Genomic DNA, 17,003 nt, shown 5'->3' with positions numbered 1-17,003 from the left:
GAGGGCTTCTACACTTATTGCATGACCTCTTCTTCCGAGATGCCCGCCCGCGCCCTCACTGAAGCCGTGCGCAGTGGCGCAATCTCGGTATCGGAAATCGTTTCGGAATTCGCCACGCTTGCCGACGACGCCGCGACCAATCCCGCCCGTTTCGGCATTGCCACGTCCTTGGCCGAGCACGCTGTCCACCGCGCGCGCAGCCTCACTGCCGGATCCGAACCCGCCCGGCGCGCTAGCCACGGTCTCCCGCGTGACCTCCTGGGTCTGCCAGTGGCGATTAAGGACCTATTCATCATCGCTGGGGTCGAATGCACGATGGGCTCGACCAACTTGGCTTTCACCGCCACCGAAACCTCTGAACCCGTGGCGAAACTGCTGGCTCGTGGCGCGGTCCTCACGGCGACGACGCACACCTCCGAGGTCGGGATGACGGCCTACACCGAGCCGATTGGCTACCCGGCCCCAGAAAACCCCTACTTCGCCACGCCCAATCAGCTGTCCAATCAGCCGGATACCACGCCACGCACTCCCGGCGGTTCCTCGGGCGGCAGCGCGGTGGCTGTCGCAACTGGTGTCGTTCCCGCAGCTCTGGGCTCTGACGGCGGCGGTTCCATCCGCGTGCCTGCCGCCTGCTGCGGCCTCGTGGGGTTGAAGCCAGCGCATGATATTGCGGGTGGAAATCTCTCCACGCCCGCCTTCCTCACTCGCACAGTCGATGACGCAGCACTGCTGGCCGGGGTGTCATTTTCCACAACCCCGCATGCTTTCCGACGGCCCCAGCGCCCCCTTCGCATCGGTGTCACTGTCAGCCCTTTTCATGCTGAGGTGGACGTCGATAAGCGCTGGGCAAACGGTGCGTGGGCGGCGGCTGACCGTCTTGCCGACGCCGGGTACGACGTGGTGGAAGTGCCCAGCCCCTACGATCCTGCGGGGCCGGACGTGTTCGAGATCTTTCGACGGACCATCACGCGAATGTCCACGAAATTACCGCGCGCGGACTACTCCGAGATCGTGCAGTGGATTCGAGCCTGTGGCCAGGAGATTTCCGCAGCGGAGGCGGCGGCGACACATCAGCAGCGGATGGCTCTGCCCGGCGCGATTCGGTCGCGTTGGGAAGTCGATGCGGTGATTACACCAACGCTGGCGTTTGATCCGCCGCGTATTGGGCATTTCTCTGCGTTGGCGCCGTCGGAGGACTTTGACGAGCAAACCCGGTGGACGCCGTGGCTGTCGCTGTGGAATCTGACTGGGTGGGCAAGCGTGTCCGTGCCAATTGCTGTGCCGGGAACTAGCGGCAGTACGCCCAATGCGAAGCTCCCCGTCACCAGCGTCAATATCGGTGCGGTGCGCTGCGGCGAGGCAGAGCTACTGGAGATGGCTAGCGTGCTGGAGGCTGCTAACGCCAACTAGCGCACGTACTTCGCCGCCATTGCCGCCGCCTGCCCGGCGTATCCGCCACCAAATAGCACCGCGTGCATAAGCACGGCGTAGAGCTGATGGAGTTCGCAGCTCTCGGCGAAATCCGGCAGGGGATGTACGGTTTCATAGCCACGCAAAATCTCGTTGAAGTGCGTTGCCCCGAATAGCGCCAGCAGTGCCAGGTCTTCCTCGCGGGCTCCGCCGTGCGCTGCGGGGTCAATCAAGATCGCGCCGTCTGCATCCCACATGAGGTTTCCCCACCACAGGTCACCGTGGACACGCGCAGCGTCTGGCTCGTTGTCGAAACCTCCAGCCAAGAGCCGGTCAATGAGCTGGTCAAAGATATCTAGCTGACGGTTATTGTAGGAGCTTTCCAACTTTCCCAGTGTGGGCAGCAGACGCCCTTTCGCCCAGTATTCACCGAAGCTCTCCCGTGGAGTCAGGTCCATCTGCAGGGGCTGATCCAGTGGACCGAAGTAGCCGTGCCCCTCCCACCCATCGGGGCCGGCACCCCAGCCAGCAGCGCCCAGATTGTGGGTAATGGCCAACGATTTTCCGAACTCGTACGCTGCCTGTGGATTCGGCGCCGTCGACTCAATTCGACGCAATTTCAGCGCATGCCCGCTCACGCCCAGCACATCCACTACGCGCGCACCGCCGTCAGGTTCGCCCTCGCGCAGCCAACCCAACCCCGCCGCCTCACAGGCGAAGAAGTCCCTAGGAACACCATGTCGGCTCTTGACATAAACATCCGAGTCGTTGACTGCACGTTCGTTGTTCTGGTTCATTGCGGACATATTTCCAGCATATTCTTCTTCGTTCCCAACCCCTTTCAGCACGTCGCATGCAGGGTAACGCCAGCGCTACCAAGACTTGTATTGCTGTCTCGGTTCTCTTAGTCCACTGTCGTTGCCTATTCTTTATTGGTATGGAAGGCAACTTCGACGACTCGCGCATTGCCCGCGACCGATACGGTAGGCCGCTTAAAGATCGCTATGGCCGCCCCATCTACCGCCGTGTGGACGAGGCGTCGCCGAAGCATGCCCGCCCCCGTGAGGCCGATTCGCGTGGCGCTTCACGACGCCCCATCCCGCCCCGTTCCGACCGCCCATCTAGGGCAGGGGCAGCCCGCCCAGCGCCTATGCCTCCGCGCAGGTCTAGGCCGCAACCGGAACGTCGGCAGGCGCCACTGAACGAAACGCGCATTGAGTCCCGTCCACCAATGAACCGGGCCGGTAGCGGACGCGCTGGCAGCGATCCGCGGTTTCCCCCACCCGGATATAATCCGGATGCGGATTTCCAATCTTCCTCGCGCGGCTCGTCACAGGACTACTACAGTGCCCCACAAGCAGCGAGTTCTGGCCGTGGTGGACGCCGTGGCAGTCGTGGCGGCGCCGGCGTCAGGTCTGGGTTCCTCATGCCACGCATGCGGCTGCCACGCTTGCGCTTTAAATCCATCATCCTGCTTCTCGTCATCTTCCTTGTCATCACGATGGCACTTGTCGACATCCGCCTGACCAGGGTCGATGCGTTCTCAGATCTGGCAGACCGCCCTGCCAATACGATGTCCTCCAACTGGTTGCTCGTCGGTTCGGACTCTCGTACGGGCCTGTCAGAGGAAGATGCTGCCAAGCTGTCGACGGGCAGTGGTGATTTCGGCCAGCGCACCGACACCATCATGATTGCCCACATTCCGGTGCTCGGTAAGCCGAAGTTGGTCAGTATCCCGCGTGACTCCTTCGTGGATATCCCGGGCAATGACAAGAACAAGATCAATGCGGCATTCGCATTTGGTGGCCCCCAGCTACTCATCGACACCGTCGAGAAAAACACTGGAATCCACATCGACCACTACGCCGAAATCGGCTTTGGCGGTTTCGCCGGTGTCGTCGATGCTGTCGGCGGTATCGAGATGTGCCCTGAAGAAGCCATCGACGATCCGCTGGCAGGACTGAATATCCAGGCCGGTTGCCAGAAATTCGACGGCGCGGGCGCCCTGGGTTACGTGCGCACGCGTGCTACCGCCCAGGGAGACTTGGACCGCGTAGAGCGGCAGCGTGAATTCATGAGTGCGCTGATGGGACGGCTGAAATCACCTGCGGTATGGCTCAACCCCTACCGCTGGATTCGCCTGGCCAATGCTGGCACTAAGGCCGTGTTCGTCGGCGATGGTGACCATGTCTGGCATCTGACCTGGCTGATGTTGCGCATGCTCTTCGGTTCCGATTCCCTTACCGTGCCTACCTCAGGCGCCATGGATACCGGTTATGCGGGCAATGTGCTGCTCTGGGACGAAATCGAAGCGCCAGCACTTTTTGCGGAGCTGAGATAGTCAAGAAGGTAGCTAAAACAGCTTCAGATAGCTTTCGAGACAACTAACGCGTGTGACTTAGCTTTTTGCTGAGCCACACGCGTTAGTTTTTAAACCAGTTCCGCCTAGTTCCGAATGGTCACCTGACGGGACACGATGGTCTCACGGGACTTACGCTCCTCGGCGGTCAGCGGCTCTTCGCTGGCCAGCGCCTCAGCGATACGCTTATCGGCCTCTTCCACAGCAGCAATCCAGTGGTCGTGCGGCTTGGTGTTATCCAGGTCCCAGACCGGCACCAGCAGGCCATCGGTGCGGAAGACACCAGCGAACTTAGTGCCCTCTCCCAGCGAAAGGTTGTCCGCAGCGTGCACGCGTGCCAAGGCATCCAGCAGTGGCTTCTCATCTTCACGGCGCACCCAGCGGATGTGAGCGCGCTCGCCCGGATCAATCCACCACACAGCGCCAGCGACCTTCGCATCCAGGCGGTACGACGGGAGAATCGCGTCGTTAGCCACGGCCAGGTTCTGCTCGATCATCGGGGTGCGTTCAATGCCCTTGGGAATCCACCACTCGAAGTCCTGGTGGACCTCCAGGTTGTCGAGATCCACGGCGGTCAGGACGTCGGTAAGCGGTGCGGCCTCGCCGTCAGTGGCGGAGGAGAGCTGCTGGCCCGGCTCTGCGTCACGGGCCCATGCCAGCGCACGGGAGAGATCCGCAGCGCCGTCATTGGTGCGCGCCTGCGTCTGCAGCGCGACGAAAGCCTCATTGCCCTGGTCAGCGGCACGCGTCAGGGCAGCAACGCCGCCTGGCAGCACGGTGCAGAGCTTGATGTCACGCTCGGCGTCAGCGACCGTGACCGGAATGACCACAGCCGGAGCGAACTCGCGGACAGCCACGATGTCAGCCTCTTCGTCGAAGTCCTTGAACGGACGCGGATTACCCAGCAGCGCTGCACGCTCAGCAGCGCGGGCTGCCAGCTTCGCCTGACGACGGCTCATGCCCTCCGGGGCCTGATTATTCTTCTTACGAGATTTCTTTCCCACAAGGCCACAGAATACCTATTCGCTCTCCGTAGTTCGCGACTGCCTGGGCTACTTATAAAAATCGTCGACGAATTCGCTCGCCGTTCCTTCGAAAAGCTGCTTGTCGACGGCCATTGCGCCCGTCTCCCCTTGTTCATCGGTAGCTTCGCTGGGGATGAAGCCCTTGGACCAGAAACCGGGCTGGGTGCGTTCGCGACCGGATCCAACGGGAATGTTGCGATGCACTTCCTCGGGAGCCAACACGTAGCCGAGTAGCCGCGCAGTAAGGGCAGTCGTCACACAAGCTAGAACGGTGATGATTCCGGCCTGGAAGTATGTCCGGGACACGTCGGCTGCGATAAACCACCCCACTGCAAGTGGCCACAAAACGCAGGCCAGGTACCAGATAAAGCGACCTGGCCCCATTACGGCAGTGACTCCTGTTTCAGCCAACGCGACCACGGGCCCCGTGATGTTGCGCACTGGCCACATGTGCATCGTGCGCACATCCGTTGCCGTGCGCGACAGCAGTGGGCGAGCATACGTTGCGCGGTCACGCAGCACCTGGAGGGTCTTGTAGACCGAAAAACCCAGCCCAATGAGGGAAACCATTCCACAGAGACCGAAAGCCCATGCTCCAAACTCACCGAGGAGGGAAACCACTAGGTCCTGACCGGGGCTCAGGATGCTCATCCAGACGAAAACGGTAAATGCGGCGAATACTCCGGCGCCGCTCATCGCCCATCGAAAGACGCTGTCCGCGCGCTTGCGAACAATCTCATCGGCCTTCCAGCGCGGCGTCGCACCCGTGATAGTCGAATCCGAGACAGTCGGCTGCCAGTTCTGCTGCGATGGCAGCACCACCTGAGGTGGGGACTGCTGCGGCTGCTGCTTTGGAGACTGCGGCGGCACAGCCCACCCCGCGTTTTCTGCCTGTTCATTAGACATTTTCCGCAGGGCTCCTCTCTCGCGTCTCTCTCGCGCGGCTGGCTTCTTCCGCAGTCTTTTCTCCAACGGCGTTTTTTGGGTGCGCTCCCCTAACCTACCTAAACTAGCCCGGCCACTAACCCCGCCACTAGTCCGACCAGCTGCGAATCTTCCGCAGCATGATGCGGCTCTTACGCTGCGAACGGCCCATCTTCCGAGCCAGGTTGTTCAAAATCGCGATGGCCTCGGTGATGTGCGGCCCCTTGTTCAGCATCACGCACTCGGCACGCAGGGCGAAGGCCGCATCGGTAATCTCCGCGCGGGACGGCAGGCCGGCCTTGGCCATGTTCTCCAGCACCTGAGTACCCAGAATGGTCGGAACTCCGGCTGCCTGCGCCAGCGTCAGAATCTGGCCTGGGACCTCACCCATGCGGTCGAAGCCCAGTTCCACAGCCAGGTCACCACGAGCAATCATCAGACCGGACTTGGCGCGCTTCATGCTGGCGATGATGATTCCCGGCAGATTCTGGAATGCCGGAATAGTCTCAATCTTCAGCACAACACCTAGGTCCCGAGCCCGCGATGCCAGATCCTCGCGGCCTGCAGCCTCATGTTCTGCCGCAATCTCATCGAGCACCTTGTAGACGTACTCAGCATCCTCCTGCGTGCGAATAAAGCTCACCGCAGCAATATCCGCGTGCTCCACTACAAAGCGCAGATGCTCAATGTCTTCGTCGGTAAGCGAATTGAGCGGCAGGTCGGTGTTCGGCAGGTTGATGCCTTTATGCGCCGCCAACGGCTGTCCGTTCGGCTTGGTGCGCTGGACACGCAAGCGGGCATCGACGTGGCTATCCTCGCTTGACGACGTCTCGGAGACCTCAACCACCTCAGCGCCGAGTGCACCGTCGTCGAAAAGCACCGGGTCGCCCGGCTTCAGAGCCGCCACGGCAGACGGCAGCGAGCAGGAGACTCGTGGAATTTCATCCTCGGTGCGTGGAATGGTGGTGATTTCCTCGCGGCTGGTGAGAATGAACTCATCCCCAGTGTGGAAACGCAGCTTTTGCACGGTCGGTGGCACGCCGCCAGCACGTGTGACCTCGTAGTTGCTGCGCAGGTGTGTGCCCTCGGCGATCCAGGCGTTCTTCTCACCCTCGGCGAGCACGGCCTCGACCTCGCCCTCGACGTCGGTGTCGATGCGCACAACGGTGAAGTGACGCTTCGCTGAGCGGGAGTCATGCAGCGTAATGACATCATCAAGCTGCAGCTGCTCCAACCACCCCTGATCTGCTTCCAGTGGCAGAGCAGGACGCCCCGGCAAATCGTTCGGAACTGGCTTGGGGTGCTCATCCAGACGTGGAGTCAGCCAAATCTTGGACTTGGAGATGACCGTGCCGGCGTCGTCACGCACAACGCGGGCGCGACCCACGCGCGGTCCCGGTTCGATATCGCCTGTGCGCAGCTTCGGGCCAGCCAGATCCATGGACACGAAGATGCGGCGACCGGCCTTCTCAGCTGCAGCATTGACGTTGTCAATCATGCGGCTCCACTGCTCAGGGCCGTCGTGGGCGCAGTTGATGCGAGCGAGATCCATGCCGGCAGCAGCGAAGCTCTCCACCAACTCTGCGTCGTCGGCGGCCTCGGCGGGCAGGGTCACCATAATGTGCGAAGTGACATCCGCGCGCTCCTGACCGAACAGCTCGGTGGCGTTGTTATCCAGGGCAATATCCGCGCGCTCATCATCGGCAATAATGCGGGCGACATCGATATCTGAGGTGCGCCCCGCCAGGGCCAACAGCGCGTTGAGGGCAAGTTCAAGGCGCCCCCGGGTGAAAGTCTCCACCGTGGTCAGACTGGTCACGCCGAGGTCGTGCAAACTGTTTTGCAGCTCACGGATGTCAATTGTGCGCAGGTGCGCGTAGTGCAGTAGGTTTTCCGCGTGCCGACGGCGCTCTTCCGGCACCTCTGCGAGCAGTGCAGATGCCTCCACCGAGACGTCGTCCAACTCTGTAATCAAATCGGTGACCTTGCTGATGAGGTCATCCAGACGCGGTACGGCCGCGCCGCTTTCAGTGTTGTCAGTTGCTGTGTCTTGAGGGCTCTGCGCTGCCATAGAGAAGGCACTCCTGTGTTGAAGACGAAGCGTTGGCCAGAGTCGGCCACGCGGGCCAATAGAAGGTGGGCATTCTCATTCTCAAATGAGACGGCCGAAAGCGCATGCCGAGAAGACATGCGCTTTCGCTACCAGCAGTTACTTCCAGAATGGATCCTGCACATCTCGGAGCGTCTGAACGGACTTGTCCAGCTGCTTCTTTTCGTATTCGTCCAGCTCAAGCTCGATAACGCGGCGAATTCCTCGACGGTTCACAATGGCTGGTGTTCCGATGAACACGTCCTCATGACCGTATTCACCTTGCAAGTATGCGGAGACCGGCAGAGCTACCTCTTGGTTCTGGAAAATGGCGCGCGTAATGCGGGCCAGCCCCATACCGATTCCGTAGGAAGTGGAGCCCTTGGCATCGATAATCTCGTAGGCGGCATCACGGGTTCGGATGAAGATGTCCTCCAGCTCGTCGTGAAGCGCGGGGTCGGCGGCGAGGCGCTTGGACAGACTGACGCCTGCAACGTTGGCGCTGGACAACACCGGCAGCTCGGAGTCGCCGTGTTCACCAATGATGTATGCGTGCACGCTCATCGGGGAAACATCGTAGTATTCACCCAGCATGTAACGGAAACGTGCGGTGTCCAGGATGGTGCCGGAGCCGAAGACACGGTTGTGTGGCAGCCCGGAGTACTTCCACGCGGCGTATGTGAGTACGTCGACGGGGTTGGAGGCGATCAGTAGGAGCCCATCAAAACCGCTGGCCATGACGGAATCGACGATGGACTTCATAATTTTCATGTTCTTGTCCACCAGCTGTAGGCGAGTCTCGCCGGGCTTTTGTGCTGCGCCTGCACAGATGACTACCAGCGCGGCATCGTCACAGTCGGCGTACGTGCCCTGAGTGACTTTGGTGCGCGACGACGCCCACACGACGCCATGGTTTAAGTCCATGACGTTGCCCATCGTCTTCTTTTCGTCGATGTCAATGATTGCCAAATGGTCGACAGTGCCTTGGTTGACCAGTGAGTACGCATATGCCACGCCGACGTCGCCAGCGCCGATCAGCACGACCTTATTTCCTGTGGATAGCTTCATAGCCCTCGGATCCTTCTCAACCGATTCGGAAAACGTTGCGACACCCCACAGGCTACGCTTTGTGCGGAAAACTGGCGCGAGATGAATAAACCCCGTGGAAAAAATTTTGCCATGATGGGAGTTATGGGATTCCTGCGTCGCGCATTTACTTCGATTGCGCCCTCGATTGCGTCTACGGGCAACACACCTGTAGCTCAGCCAATCGAAACCACCAGGACAGTGCGAGCTGCACGAGCAGCGCGAACGGGAATTACAGGAGTCGCTGGCACAGCTGGCATGGCCAAAGCGCTGGGCGCAGTCGGCACCGGCAGTCTGATGGCGACCAAAGTCTTTCGCGAACGTCTCCTAGGTACCGGCCCTGGCACTATCCGCAGCGCACTGCGAGCGGGCATTCCCTCCAACCCCGGTCTAATTGGTGCAGAAATTGCGTCATGGGCTGCCTTTAGCCCCTCGCTGATGCCGCGTACTCGGATCGCCACCGTTACTGTGACCTTCCTGGCACAGCTGGCGGGCCATGTCACCGGGGTGGCTATCGGCTATGGCTACAACACGACGATGCGGCGTCTGGCCAGCACTCCGCTCAGCCGCTTTGCGCCGGCACCTCGACACGAGCGCGCACTGGCCGTGACCTGGCATGTTGCCACCACGGCCACCACCGCGGCGCTGTGGCTGCGCTCCATTTCCCAGCAGCGCGAAATTGGCCGCCTGGTGGGCAAGGATGAGCAGGAATCCGCACGCAGCCAGTTCGCCTCCACAATGATTGCCAGTGGTCTCTACCTGACCACTCGGGGGCTCTCCGCGCTGGCCAATCGCGGCTATGACTTACTGCGGGACAACCTCCGCCCCTGGCTGCCGCGCGGTCTCGCCCCGGTTCTCAGCGGTGCCATCGTCGGTGGTGCCGTGGCCGCCAGCATTGATCGACTGCTTATCCGTCGGACTTTGGAGTCCATCGCCAAGAAGTCCCGATACCTGAATACCCTGGTAGTTCCAGGCCGCATGCAGCCCTGGGAGCCGGAACGTTCCGGGAGTCCATGGTCTTTGGAGCCGTGGTACGCACTCGGCGCCGAGGGGCGCGTCTTCGTCGCCGAAGGCCCCCGTGCCCGAGATTTGGCGGTGGTCACTGGCAAGCCGCTCTCCGAACTGCAGGAACCCATCCGCATTTATGCGGGCAAGGTGCCAGGTCGTTCTCTGCGGGAACAGGCGGAGCTCATCATCCGCGAGATGCACCGCACCGGCGCGTTTCGGCGCGATCATCTGGTTGTCTTCACCACCACCGGCACCGGTTGGGTGCCACCGTGGTCGGCGCAGGCTGCAGAGTTCTTGACCCTTGGCAACTGCGCCACTGTCGCTCTGCAGTACTCTGACCTCCCCTCCCCAGTGGCATGGCTAACGGACCACGAAACCCCAATCGCGGCTGGCCACACCCTTATCCATCGGGTGTTGCAGGAAGTCGACAAGATGCCGGAGAACGACCGGCCAAAGGTCTACGTCGCCGGTGAATCCCTCGGCGGGTTTGGCGGTCTCGGCGCATTCGAGAATTCCGCTGACATGCTCGCACGCGTCGACGGTGCTGTCTGGACGGGCGCACCACAGTTCTCCGCGATGTGGAAAGAGCTGACGCACCGTCGGACAAAGGGGTCTCCGGAAATCGCTCCAGTCATCGACGAGGGGCGAAACATCCGCTTCGCTACGCGCCCCGACGAGCTGTACCACTCCTTCTATGGCACCAAGTTCGGGCCGTGGGAATTCCCGCGCGTCGCATTCCTGCAGCATGCCTCTGACCCCATCGTTTGGTGGGATTACCCACTGGCCTGGCGCCGCCCCGACTGGCTTGCAGAGCGCGTCGGCCGCGATGTTCTCCCCTCCATGCGCTGGCATCCGTTCGTCACCTTCTGGCAGGTGCTTATCGACGGCCTCGCCTCCGTCACCGTCCCCGGTGGTCACGGCCACCGGTACGAGGAAGAAATGTTGCCAACGTGGGCTTCCATCCTCGACATTCCGCTTGACGACGACCTGGGTGGCGCAGCCGGAATGCGCTTCAAGCGCGTGAGTAAGTGGATTCGCCGCACTCAGCCGCCGCGTTCATAAACTTGTGACAGATATCCCTGAACAGCATTTTTTATGAATTTCGCATTAATTGTATTGCTTAAATGGTTGCGCATCCACTCATCTTGAGTACCATCGACGGCACAACCTAAAAACGTGTTGAGGAGGAATTTTCCTAATGACTAAGTACGAACTTCCTGAGCTGGATTACGCTTACGACGCTCTGGAGCCGCACATCTCCGGCGAGATTATGGAGCTGCACCACAGCAAGCACCACGCTAATTACGTCAACGGCGCCAACGCTGCTCTGGAGAAGCTCGCTGCTGCTCGCGAGTCCGGCGACTTCGCAGCTGTTACCGGCCTGTCCAAGGACCTGGCCTTTAACCTGGGTGGCCACACCAACCACTCCCTGTTCTGGAAGCTGCTGTCCCCGAACGGTGGCGGCCAGCCGACCGGTGAGCTGGCTGAGGCTATCGAGCGCGACTTCGGCTCTTTCGAGAAGTTCCAGGCTCACTTCAACGCTGCTGCTCTGGGCCTGCAGGGCTCCGGCTGGGCTGTTCTGGGTTACGACACCATTGCAGAGCGCCTGGTTATTGAGCAGATGACGGATCAGCAGGGCAACCTGTCCATCAACCTGAAGCCGGTTCTGCTGCTGGATATGTGGGAGCACGCTTTCTACCTGCAGTACAAGAACGTCAAGGCTGACTACGTCAAGGCTGTCTGGAACGTCTTCAACTGGGATTACGCTGCAGAGCTGTTCGCAGCTGCCAAGTAATCTCGGCTAACAGCGCGCGACTTTTACGCGTCCCTGCCGCGCGCTAAAGATGGCTTACCGGCTCGCTGACGGGGCTTACCCTCAGCGGGTCGGTTTTTATGTCTTGTTTGAGACCACTTTTGGTATTTCCCGGGCGGCACACGTAGCCGTCGTTTAGCGTTAGTGCCCATGAGCACCAGCAACAATGTCAACGTCACCTATGAACACCTCGCCGTAGCTGATTCAGAGGCGGCGAAAATCGCTGTCGTCAGTTTGGACCGCGGAGACAAACTCAACGGTCTAACACTTGAGATGCTGACCGAGCTGTCCGCCGTCGCCCGGAAACTGGCAGCTGACCGTGATCTGCGTGGCGTAATCCTACGTGGCGAGGGCAAATCGTTTTGCGCTGGACTCGATTTCGCCTCGGCATTTAAGAAGCCCTCACGCATCCTGCGCTCATTCGTCCCCGATATCCACGGCACAAACCTGTTCCAGCGCGCCTGCTGGGACTGGCGAGGCCTGCCGGTGCCGGTCATTGCGGCGGTGCATGGGCACTGCTACGGCGGTGGTCTACAGATTGCACTAGGTGCTGATTTCCGCATTACTACGAGCGATGCCAAGTGGTCAATCCTCGAAGCGAAGTGGGGACTGATTCCGGATATGTCCGGTATGCGAACCATCCTCGATGAGGTCAGCGCCGATACTGCACGTTGGCTGACCATGTCTGGCGAAGAACTCAACGGCAAGGAAGCAACTGAGATCGGTCTGGCGACGTGGGCCGTGGACACGGAGGACGCTGCACTCAAGCTGTCCAAGGAGAAGTTGGCACAGCTGGCGACACGCTCGCCGGATCAGCTGGCGGCGACGAAGCGGCTTTTCCGCGATGTGCACCGCTCTCCTCGCGCAACATTCCGTGCCGAGCGCACACAGCAGCTGCTGCTGTTAGCCCGCAAGAACACGGCCATTATTCGCAATGCTGCGATGAAGAAGGTCTCACCTAAGTTCGCCCGGCGCGGCACGTGGGCGCGTGGTTAGCGCGCTAAGGAACCGGCAGGTCATCCCCATGCGGCAGGTCCGCGGCCGCGCGCTGTGAATCCAGCCAGTCGCGAACGTGGGCTACCGATCGGCAGTCATCGCCGTTGTAGCGCAGCAGCATGGCGCGAGCCTCGGCTTGCGTGAGCTTTTCAAAGGACTGTTCCGAGACAAAGTCAAGGTCAGTGGCCGTCGCAATGCGATACAGATCCAGCGATGCCTCGCCGTCAACATCGGCGTCGCGCCAGTGGAAGCCCGACCACGGGGCCACGACTTTAAGCCCCATGCCGACGGTGGAGAGGATCTGGCGACGGGCGACCTTCAGCATGTCCACCCAGTCCTCCGAGGCAATGAACTTGTCCACTTCTTCGCGGGTCGGCACCCGCACAATCTTTGTCGGGCCAGCTGCCTCGGAACTGGAACCAGCCGCATCGCCTGTAGCCAGCTCCGCCGAATCTGCGGGCACCACAAATTCCTGGCCGCCGAACCGGGTGGCGCTCTGACGCAGCCAATAGTTCTCACCCTCTGCCGCCCAGCAATAGGCGCGGAAGGTCTTGCCTTGTTCATGCGCCGCATTTCGACGACGCATCAGGTAATCCCAGAAAATCGCAAAGTTCCTGGCCTCTGCCGTGCCACCGAGCCCTTCTGGCCCCGGTGGCTCCCAGGTGATAAACCCGCGGTAGTCCTCCCCAGGCACCCACGTTCCCCACAGGTAGGCGCCATCGTTGGGGTACGCCTCCATATCGATATCCATCTCAATATCGCCACGCGTGGCCGATGTCTTAGCGGCTACCCGGAGCGCGTCGACGTCGGCAAGCCGCGCCCTCGCCATCCACACCTGCTCCTTGCTGACGTGCGGAGTGTTGGTACTGGCCTGCGCCAGTGCCGTGACTGTGTCGATGCCCACACTGCGCAACCGCATGGACTTATCGCCAGGTAGGAGGAGGGAAATATCGTCACTTGCGGTCAGCTCATCCAAGCAAAGGTCGTGGTGACGGCAGGTTCGGCACTCCCGGATGCGCCGTGGCGCCAGCGGCCAGGTGCCTGGCGTAAACCGTGACGGTCGCCCCTGAGTGGCAGCGACGGCATCACGCGCATCCCGCAACGCCATCCGGTACGAGGCCACGCGCGAACCTTCATCGGCAATGACAATATGCCGTGTATCCAGGTTCATCCCGGTGGCACTAATCGCCCCCACCAGACCACAGGACACGCCCAGGCGGTGCAGTATCGCCGCTGCCTGCCCAAGCTTCACAGCATCGGGTCCGTAATGCCGTAGCTTCCACTCGTCCGTGACAACCATCGCCTGACGCAGGGTCCGCCCCATCACGCCAGCACGCCCGAGCCGATCAACGCCCAGCAGTCGCACCTTCATCGCCGCCGCACGCGCCGCATTGCTTGACGACGGCTTACGCCGCCGGCCCGGTTTGCGCGCAGAGAGCAGGTGCCTTGTGACAACCAGGACCGGCATGTACGTCGGTGAGGTCGTCTGTGGTGAATCATCGACCTTGACCAGCAGATCGGGGTGGCAAATCTCGTCGATTCCCGAGTACACCCCACCGGGAATCGGACGCTCATGCATGAGCACGCCACCGGTGATGACGCTTTCTCCGCGGGCGATGGCCTCAAGGGTATCCAGGTGAGCGTCCGGTCCCGAGGCCACTGTGTACAGGCCGGGGATGGACGCGATGGACGTCGGCAAGCGGTGCTCATGGTGAGAAGCAGGTTCGACTAGCCGCCCCTCGCGGAGGTCGAGGCTCAGCCGGTAGCGGCAGCCGATGAGGTCGCTCGCGTGGAGAAGCGGGCGCGAAACGGATGAATCAGTCACAATGAGAATTAGCGTATCGCCACTCGGTAGGAAGTTTCACGTTAAGCTTGGATAGCAAGAATCGTGATGCAGCCACTGCATCTGGCAAGCGCACTCCGGCGCGGTGGGGTTTACGGGTTTTCCGCCCCACTTTTCCGGAGGGACTATCTGCGAGCAACTAGGCGAAGGAAAAAATGAGCTTCTTGGGTGACATCCGTGAGCGTCGGCGCGAAACCGCCAAGCAGGTGAAGGCTGCCAAGGCGAAGGCTAAGGAAGAGGCTCGCCACGCAGCTCGACTTAATCGCAAGGCACATAAGGCTGAGGTCAAGGCCGCTAAGCGCGACCAGAAGCACCAACACAAGCTGGAGCTGAAGGAGGCCGCTGGCCGCGTTCGTTCTGAGGAAAAGCTCGGTAAGAAGGAACTCAAGCTGGAAAACCGTGCTCTGAAGCGCGCGGAGAAGATCCGCAAGGCGAGTGCCAAGGACGAGAAGAAGGCGCTGGCCGCCAAGCAGCGCCACCAGACCAAGATGGCCGAGAAGATCCTGCAACAGCAGCGCAGCCAGGGCTTCAACAAGGACAAGGCAAAGTCGTGGATCGGTGGCGCACGCCTGCTGGTACCGGTGCTGGTTCCGCTGGCCTACCGCGCCATCACTGCCATTCAGCGCCGTGAACACTCTTCGGCCGCGCAGAAGTTCGGTGTTTCCGCTAATGATGCCGCTCGTTACCAGGGGCACGGTGCGCCGCTGCTGGCCCGCATTGAGGCCACTCGTGGTTCACTGACAGAGCTGCGTAAGTCGGGTGTCAAGGGTACCGATGGTTTTATCAAGGACGCCAACTCGCGTCTGGATGTCATGACTGACGCCATTAACACTGCCGAGAAGATGACCCCGGAGCAGCGTCGTCGCGCACACCACTCCATTACCGCAGAGCTGGATTCTCTGGATCGCCAGATCATTTCGGAGCTGGGCGCGTAAACCTGGCCGCTTCGGGTTAAGGCCACTCGCCGAGATTCGTCGAACTAAGCGCGACTGTTGTTGAGCAGCAATAGTCGCGCTTTCGCTCTTAGTACCCCCGTATCGGGCTATTTTCGGGTTAAGTAGCAAAAAGTGTGTCCGCTCGGCGTGTTGCGGGGCGGGCACACCGTTTGTTACTTCATGGGGCCTTTTCTGATTCCTATCGAGTGTTCGTACTCGGTTGGGATAGCGTTGTCGTAGAAGGCTGGTCGGCCTGTTTCATGGTCGGCTTTGTTGTGGTCTTCTTCGACAAGATCGTTGACTTTGGCGAGTTGATCTTGGCCGAAATTGCACTGCCTGGCGATCTTTAATGGGTCGTCAGGCAGTTGCGTTTTCGAGTGCAGGTACCACTCGAGCATTTTTCGTTGGCGTTCCCCGGACCTGCCGCGATGCGCGTCGGCGATGCGTTTGAGCCCGGCGTTGATGCCGCCTTCCAGACTGTTTGTCGTTGAAGCCCAGCGTTGAGGCTCAAGCGCATTCGGTGGTGGCTGCAGGTAGGTAAACAGCCATCCTTTCCGTGAGAGGTGCAGCAGGGAGTTGTATGCCTTGCGAACTCGCAGATGGGTCCATTCCCACTGGTTGTTGAGTGTGCGGCGCTCTTTTGACACGGGCGTTTTCTCGTTGAGGAATGCTTTGAATACCTGTCCGAAGTCGTGCAGACGCAGCGTCCACTCCCGTGCCTGGTCGAGTGTGGTGATACGGGTCAGTTTCAACGCCAGGGCGTAGATGGCTTTGCCGGCGTCGGTGCGTGGTCGTGATGTGGTGTAGCGGCGGATGACGCGTTGCGCATGGACGAGGCATCGTTGGATTATCGCGTTCGGCCAGCAGGCTTTAATCGCAGTAAGTGCGCCTTGTCCGCCGTCGAGGACGACGCAGAGCGGCTCAGCGATTTTGCGGAGTAGCTGCGTGTAGGCGTGGGCGGTTTCGTGTTTGGTCCAGTGCCATGCGATGACGTGGTCGTGGCTGGCTGCGACGAGCAAGCATCCGGCGGCGGTGTAGGTACCGTCGATGAAGATCTGGTCGTAGATGCGCTGTGGGTCACCGTCGTTGGGGATGTCGATGAGCCAGAACGGTTTGAATCGGCGGTCAAGTGTCCAACGGCTTACCCCTTGTTGCTGGGCGAGTTCAGACAACGTTGCTGTGGAGGTGGCATAAGAGACGAAGGCTTTAAAGTCGCGGGTCTGCGTGCGGTCGGTGCGGGTTCGTGTCGTGGAACTGCCGCAGTTCGGGTCCTTGCATCGCCACCTGGTTGTGCCTTTAGAAGTGGTTCCGTTTTTCTTCATTTGCCCAGCGCATATCGGGCATCGTGGTCTGTTTTTACTCACCCGGAAAGCACACCAACCCCCGATTAGCACATGCGGGTGCCATTCCGGTGGATTGAACACTAATCGGGCGGATATAAGGTCTTGATGCTTATATCCGCCCGATTTACCCAGCCTAATCAGCAGTAATGCTGAAAGTCAGACACACTTTTTG

13 protein-coding genes are annotated in these 17,003 nt (G+C 60.6%); 6 read left to right on the top strand and 7 right to left on the bottom strand.

Translation table 11 applies throughout. The annotated features are described in order from the left end of the window. Window positions 1–21 precede the first annotated feature (21 nt). The gene (locus ADM64_RS03420; protein WP_049193138.1) at window positions 22–1,410 is read left to right on the top strand and encodes an amidase; all 1,389 of its coding nucleotides are present in this window, start codon (window positions 22–24) and stop codon (window positions 1,408–1,410) included. On the opposite strand, the gene ADM64_RS03415 is transcribed toward ADM64_RS03420, so the two are convergent. Further along, complete coding sequence (locus ADM64_RS03415) at window positions 1,407–2,216, bottom strand: fructosamine kinase family protein (RefSeq protein WP_049193137.1); 810 nt, start codon at window positions 2,214–2,216, stop codon at window positions 1,407–1,409. The two genes, ADM64_RS03420 and ADM64_RS03415, sit on opposite strands and share 4 nt — an antisense overlap. A 131-nt stretch (window positions 2,217–2,347) precedes the next feature. Here ADM64_RS03415 and ADM64_RS03410 point away from each other — a divergent pair, with 131 nt between their 5' ends. Continuing rightward, window positions 2,348–3,751: an LCP family protein gene (locus ADM64_RS03410; RefSeq protein ID WP_241486322.1), complete on the top strand. Its 1,404-nt coding sequence runs from the start codon at window positions 2,348–2,350 to the stop codon at window positions 3,749–3,751. Between the two features lie 104 nt (window positions 3,752–3,855). On the opposite strand, the gene ADM64_RS03405 is transcribed toward ADM64_RS03410, so the two are convergent. From ADM64_RS03405 to ADM64_RS03390, 4 genes are all read right to left on the bottom strand, one after another. Next, window positions 3,856–4,773 (bottom strand): DUF5926 family protein, encoded by a 918-nt coding sequence (locus tag ADM64_RS03405; RefSeq protein WP_048731261.1) that lies wholly within the window; start codon window positions 4,771–4,773, stop codon window positions 3,856–3,858. 48 nt (window positions 4,774–4,821) lie between these two features. Then, window positions 4,822–5,700, bottom strand: coding sequence for a hypothetical protein (locus ADM64_RS03400; protein ID WP_049193133.1), 879 nt, complete (start codon window positions 5,698–5,700; stop codon window positions 4,822–4,824). 127 nt (window positions 5,701–5,827) lie between these two features. Continuing rightward, window positions 5,828–7,789, bottom strand: coding sequence for a pyruvate kinase (locus ADM64_RS03395; RefSeq protein ID WP_049193131.1), 1,962 nt, complete (start codon window positions 7,787–7,789; stop codon window positions 5,828–5,830). Window positions 7,790–7,927: 138 nt separating this feature from the next. Continuing rightward, window positions 7,928–8,875: an L-lactate dehydrogenase gene (locus ADM64_RS03390; protein WP_049193129.1), complete on the bottom strand. Its 948-nt coding sequence runs from the start codon at window positions 8,873–8,875 to the stop codon at window positions 7,928–7,930. Window positions 8,876–8,986: 111 nt separating this feature from the next. Between ADM64_RS03390 and ADM64_RS03385 the strand changes: the two genes are divergently transcribed. The 3 genes from ADM64_RS03385 (at window position 8,987) to ADM64_RS03375 (ending at window position 12,710) form a co-directional block, all read left to right on the top strand. Further along, window positions 8,987–10,963, top strand: a complete 1,977-nt coding sequence (locus ADM64_RS03385) for an alpha/beta-hydrolase family protein (RefSeq protein WP_049193127.1) — start codon at window positions 8,987–8,989, stop codon at window positions 10,961–10,963. A gap of 136 nt (window positions 10,964–11,099) precedes the next feature. Continuing rightward, on the top strand, window positions 11,100–11,696 hold the full coding sequence (locus tag ADM64_RS03380; RefSeq protein ID WP_005510435.1) for a superoxide dismutase: 597 nt from the start codon (window positions 11,100–11,102) through the stop codon (window positions 11,694–11,696). Window positions 11,697–11,864: 168 nt separating this feature from the next. Next, window positions 11,865–12,710 carry a crotonase/enoyl-CoA hydratase family protein gene (locus ADM64_RS03375; protein WP_049193126.1) on the top strand — a complete coding sequence of 282 codons (846 nt, stop codon included), beginning with the start codon at window positions 11,865–11,867 and terminating at the stop codon, window positions 12,708–12,710. 4 nt (window positions 12,711–12,714) lie between these two features. On the opposite strand, the gene ADM64_RS03370 is transcribed toward ADM64_RS03375, so the two are convergent. Continuing rightward, on the bottom strand, window positions 12,715–14,535 hold the full coding sequence (locus tag ADM64_RS03370; protein ID WP_049193125.1) for a ribonuclease H-like domain-containing protein: 1,821 nt from the start codon (window positions 14,533–14,535) through the stop codon (window positions 12,715–12,717). Window positions 14,536–14,708: 173 nt separating this feature from the next. Here ADM64_RS03370 and ADM64_RS03365 point away from each other — a divergent pair, with 173 nt between their 5' ends. Then, entirely contained in the window at window positions 14,709–15,488 is a 780-nt protein-coding gene (locus ADM64_RS03365) for a DUF6474 family protein (RefSeq protein ID WP_016421682.1), read from the top strand. Window positions 15,489–15,661: 173 nt separating this feature from the next. Here ADM64_RS03365 and ADM64_RS03360 read toward each other — a convergent pair whose 3' ends face one another. Further along, window positions 15,662–16,852: an IS1249 family transposase gene (locus tag ADM64_RS03360; protein WP_162838042.1), complete on the bottom strand. Its 1,191-nt coding sequence runs from the start codon at window positions 16,850–16,852 to the stop codon at window positions 15,662–15,664. Window positions 16,853–17,003: the final 151 nt, after the last annotated feature.

This window comes from Corynebacterium sp. 401_CJEI, from assembly GCF_001076435.1.
Taxonomy (GTDB): domain Bacteria; phylum Actinomycetota; class Actinomycetes; order Mycobacteriales; family Mycobacteriaceae; genus Corynebacterium; species Corynebacterium jeikeium_D.
Note: the sequence above shows the minus strand (reverse complement) of the source record. Positions and strands in the feature narration are given on the sequence as shown.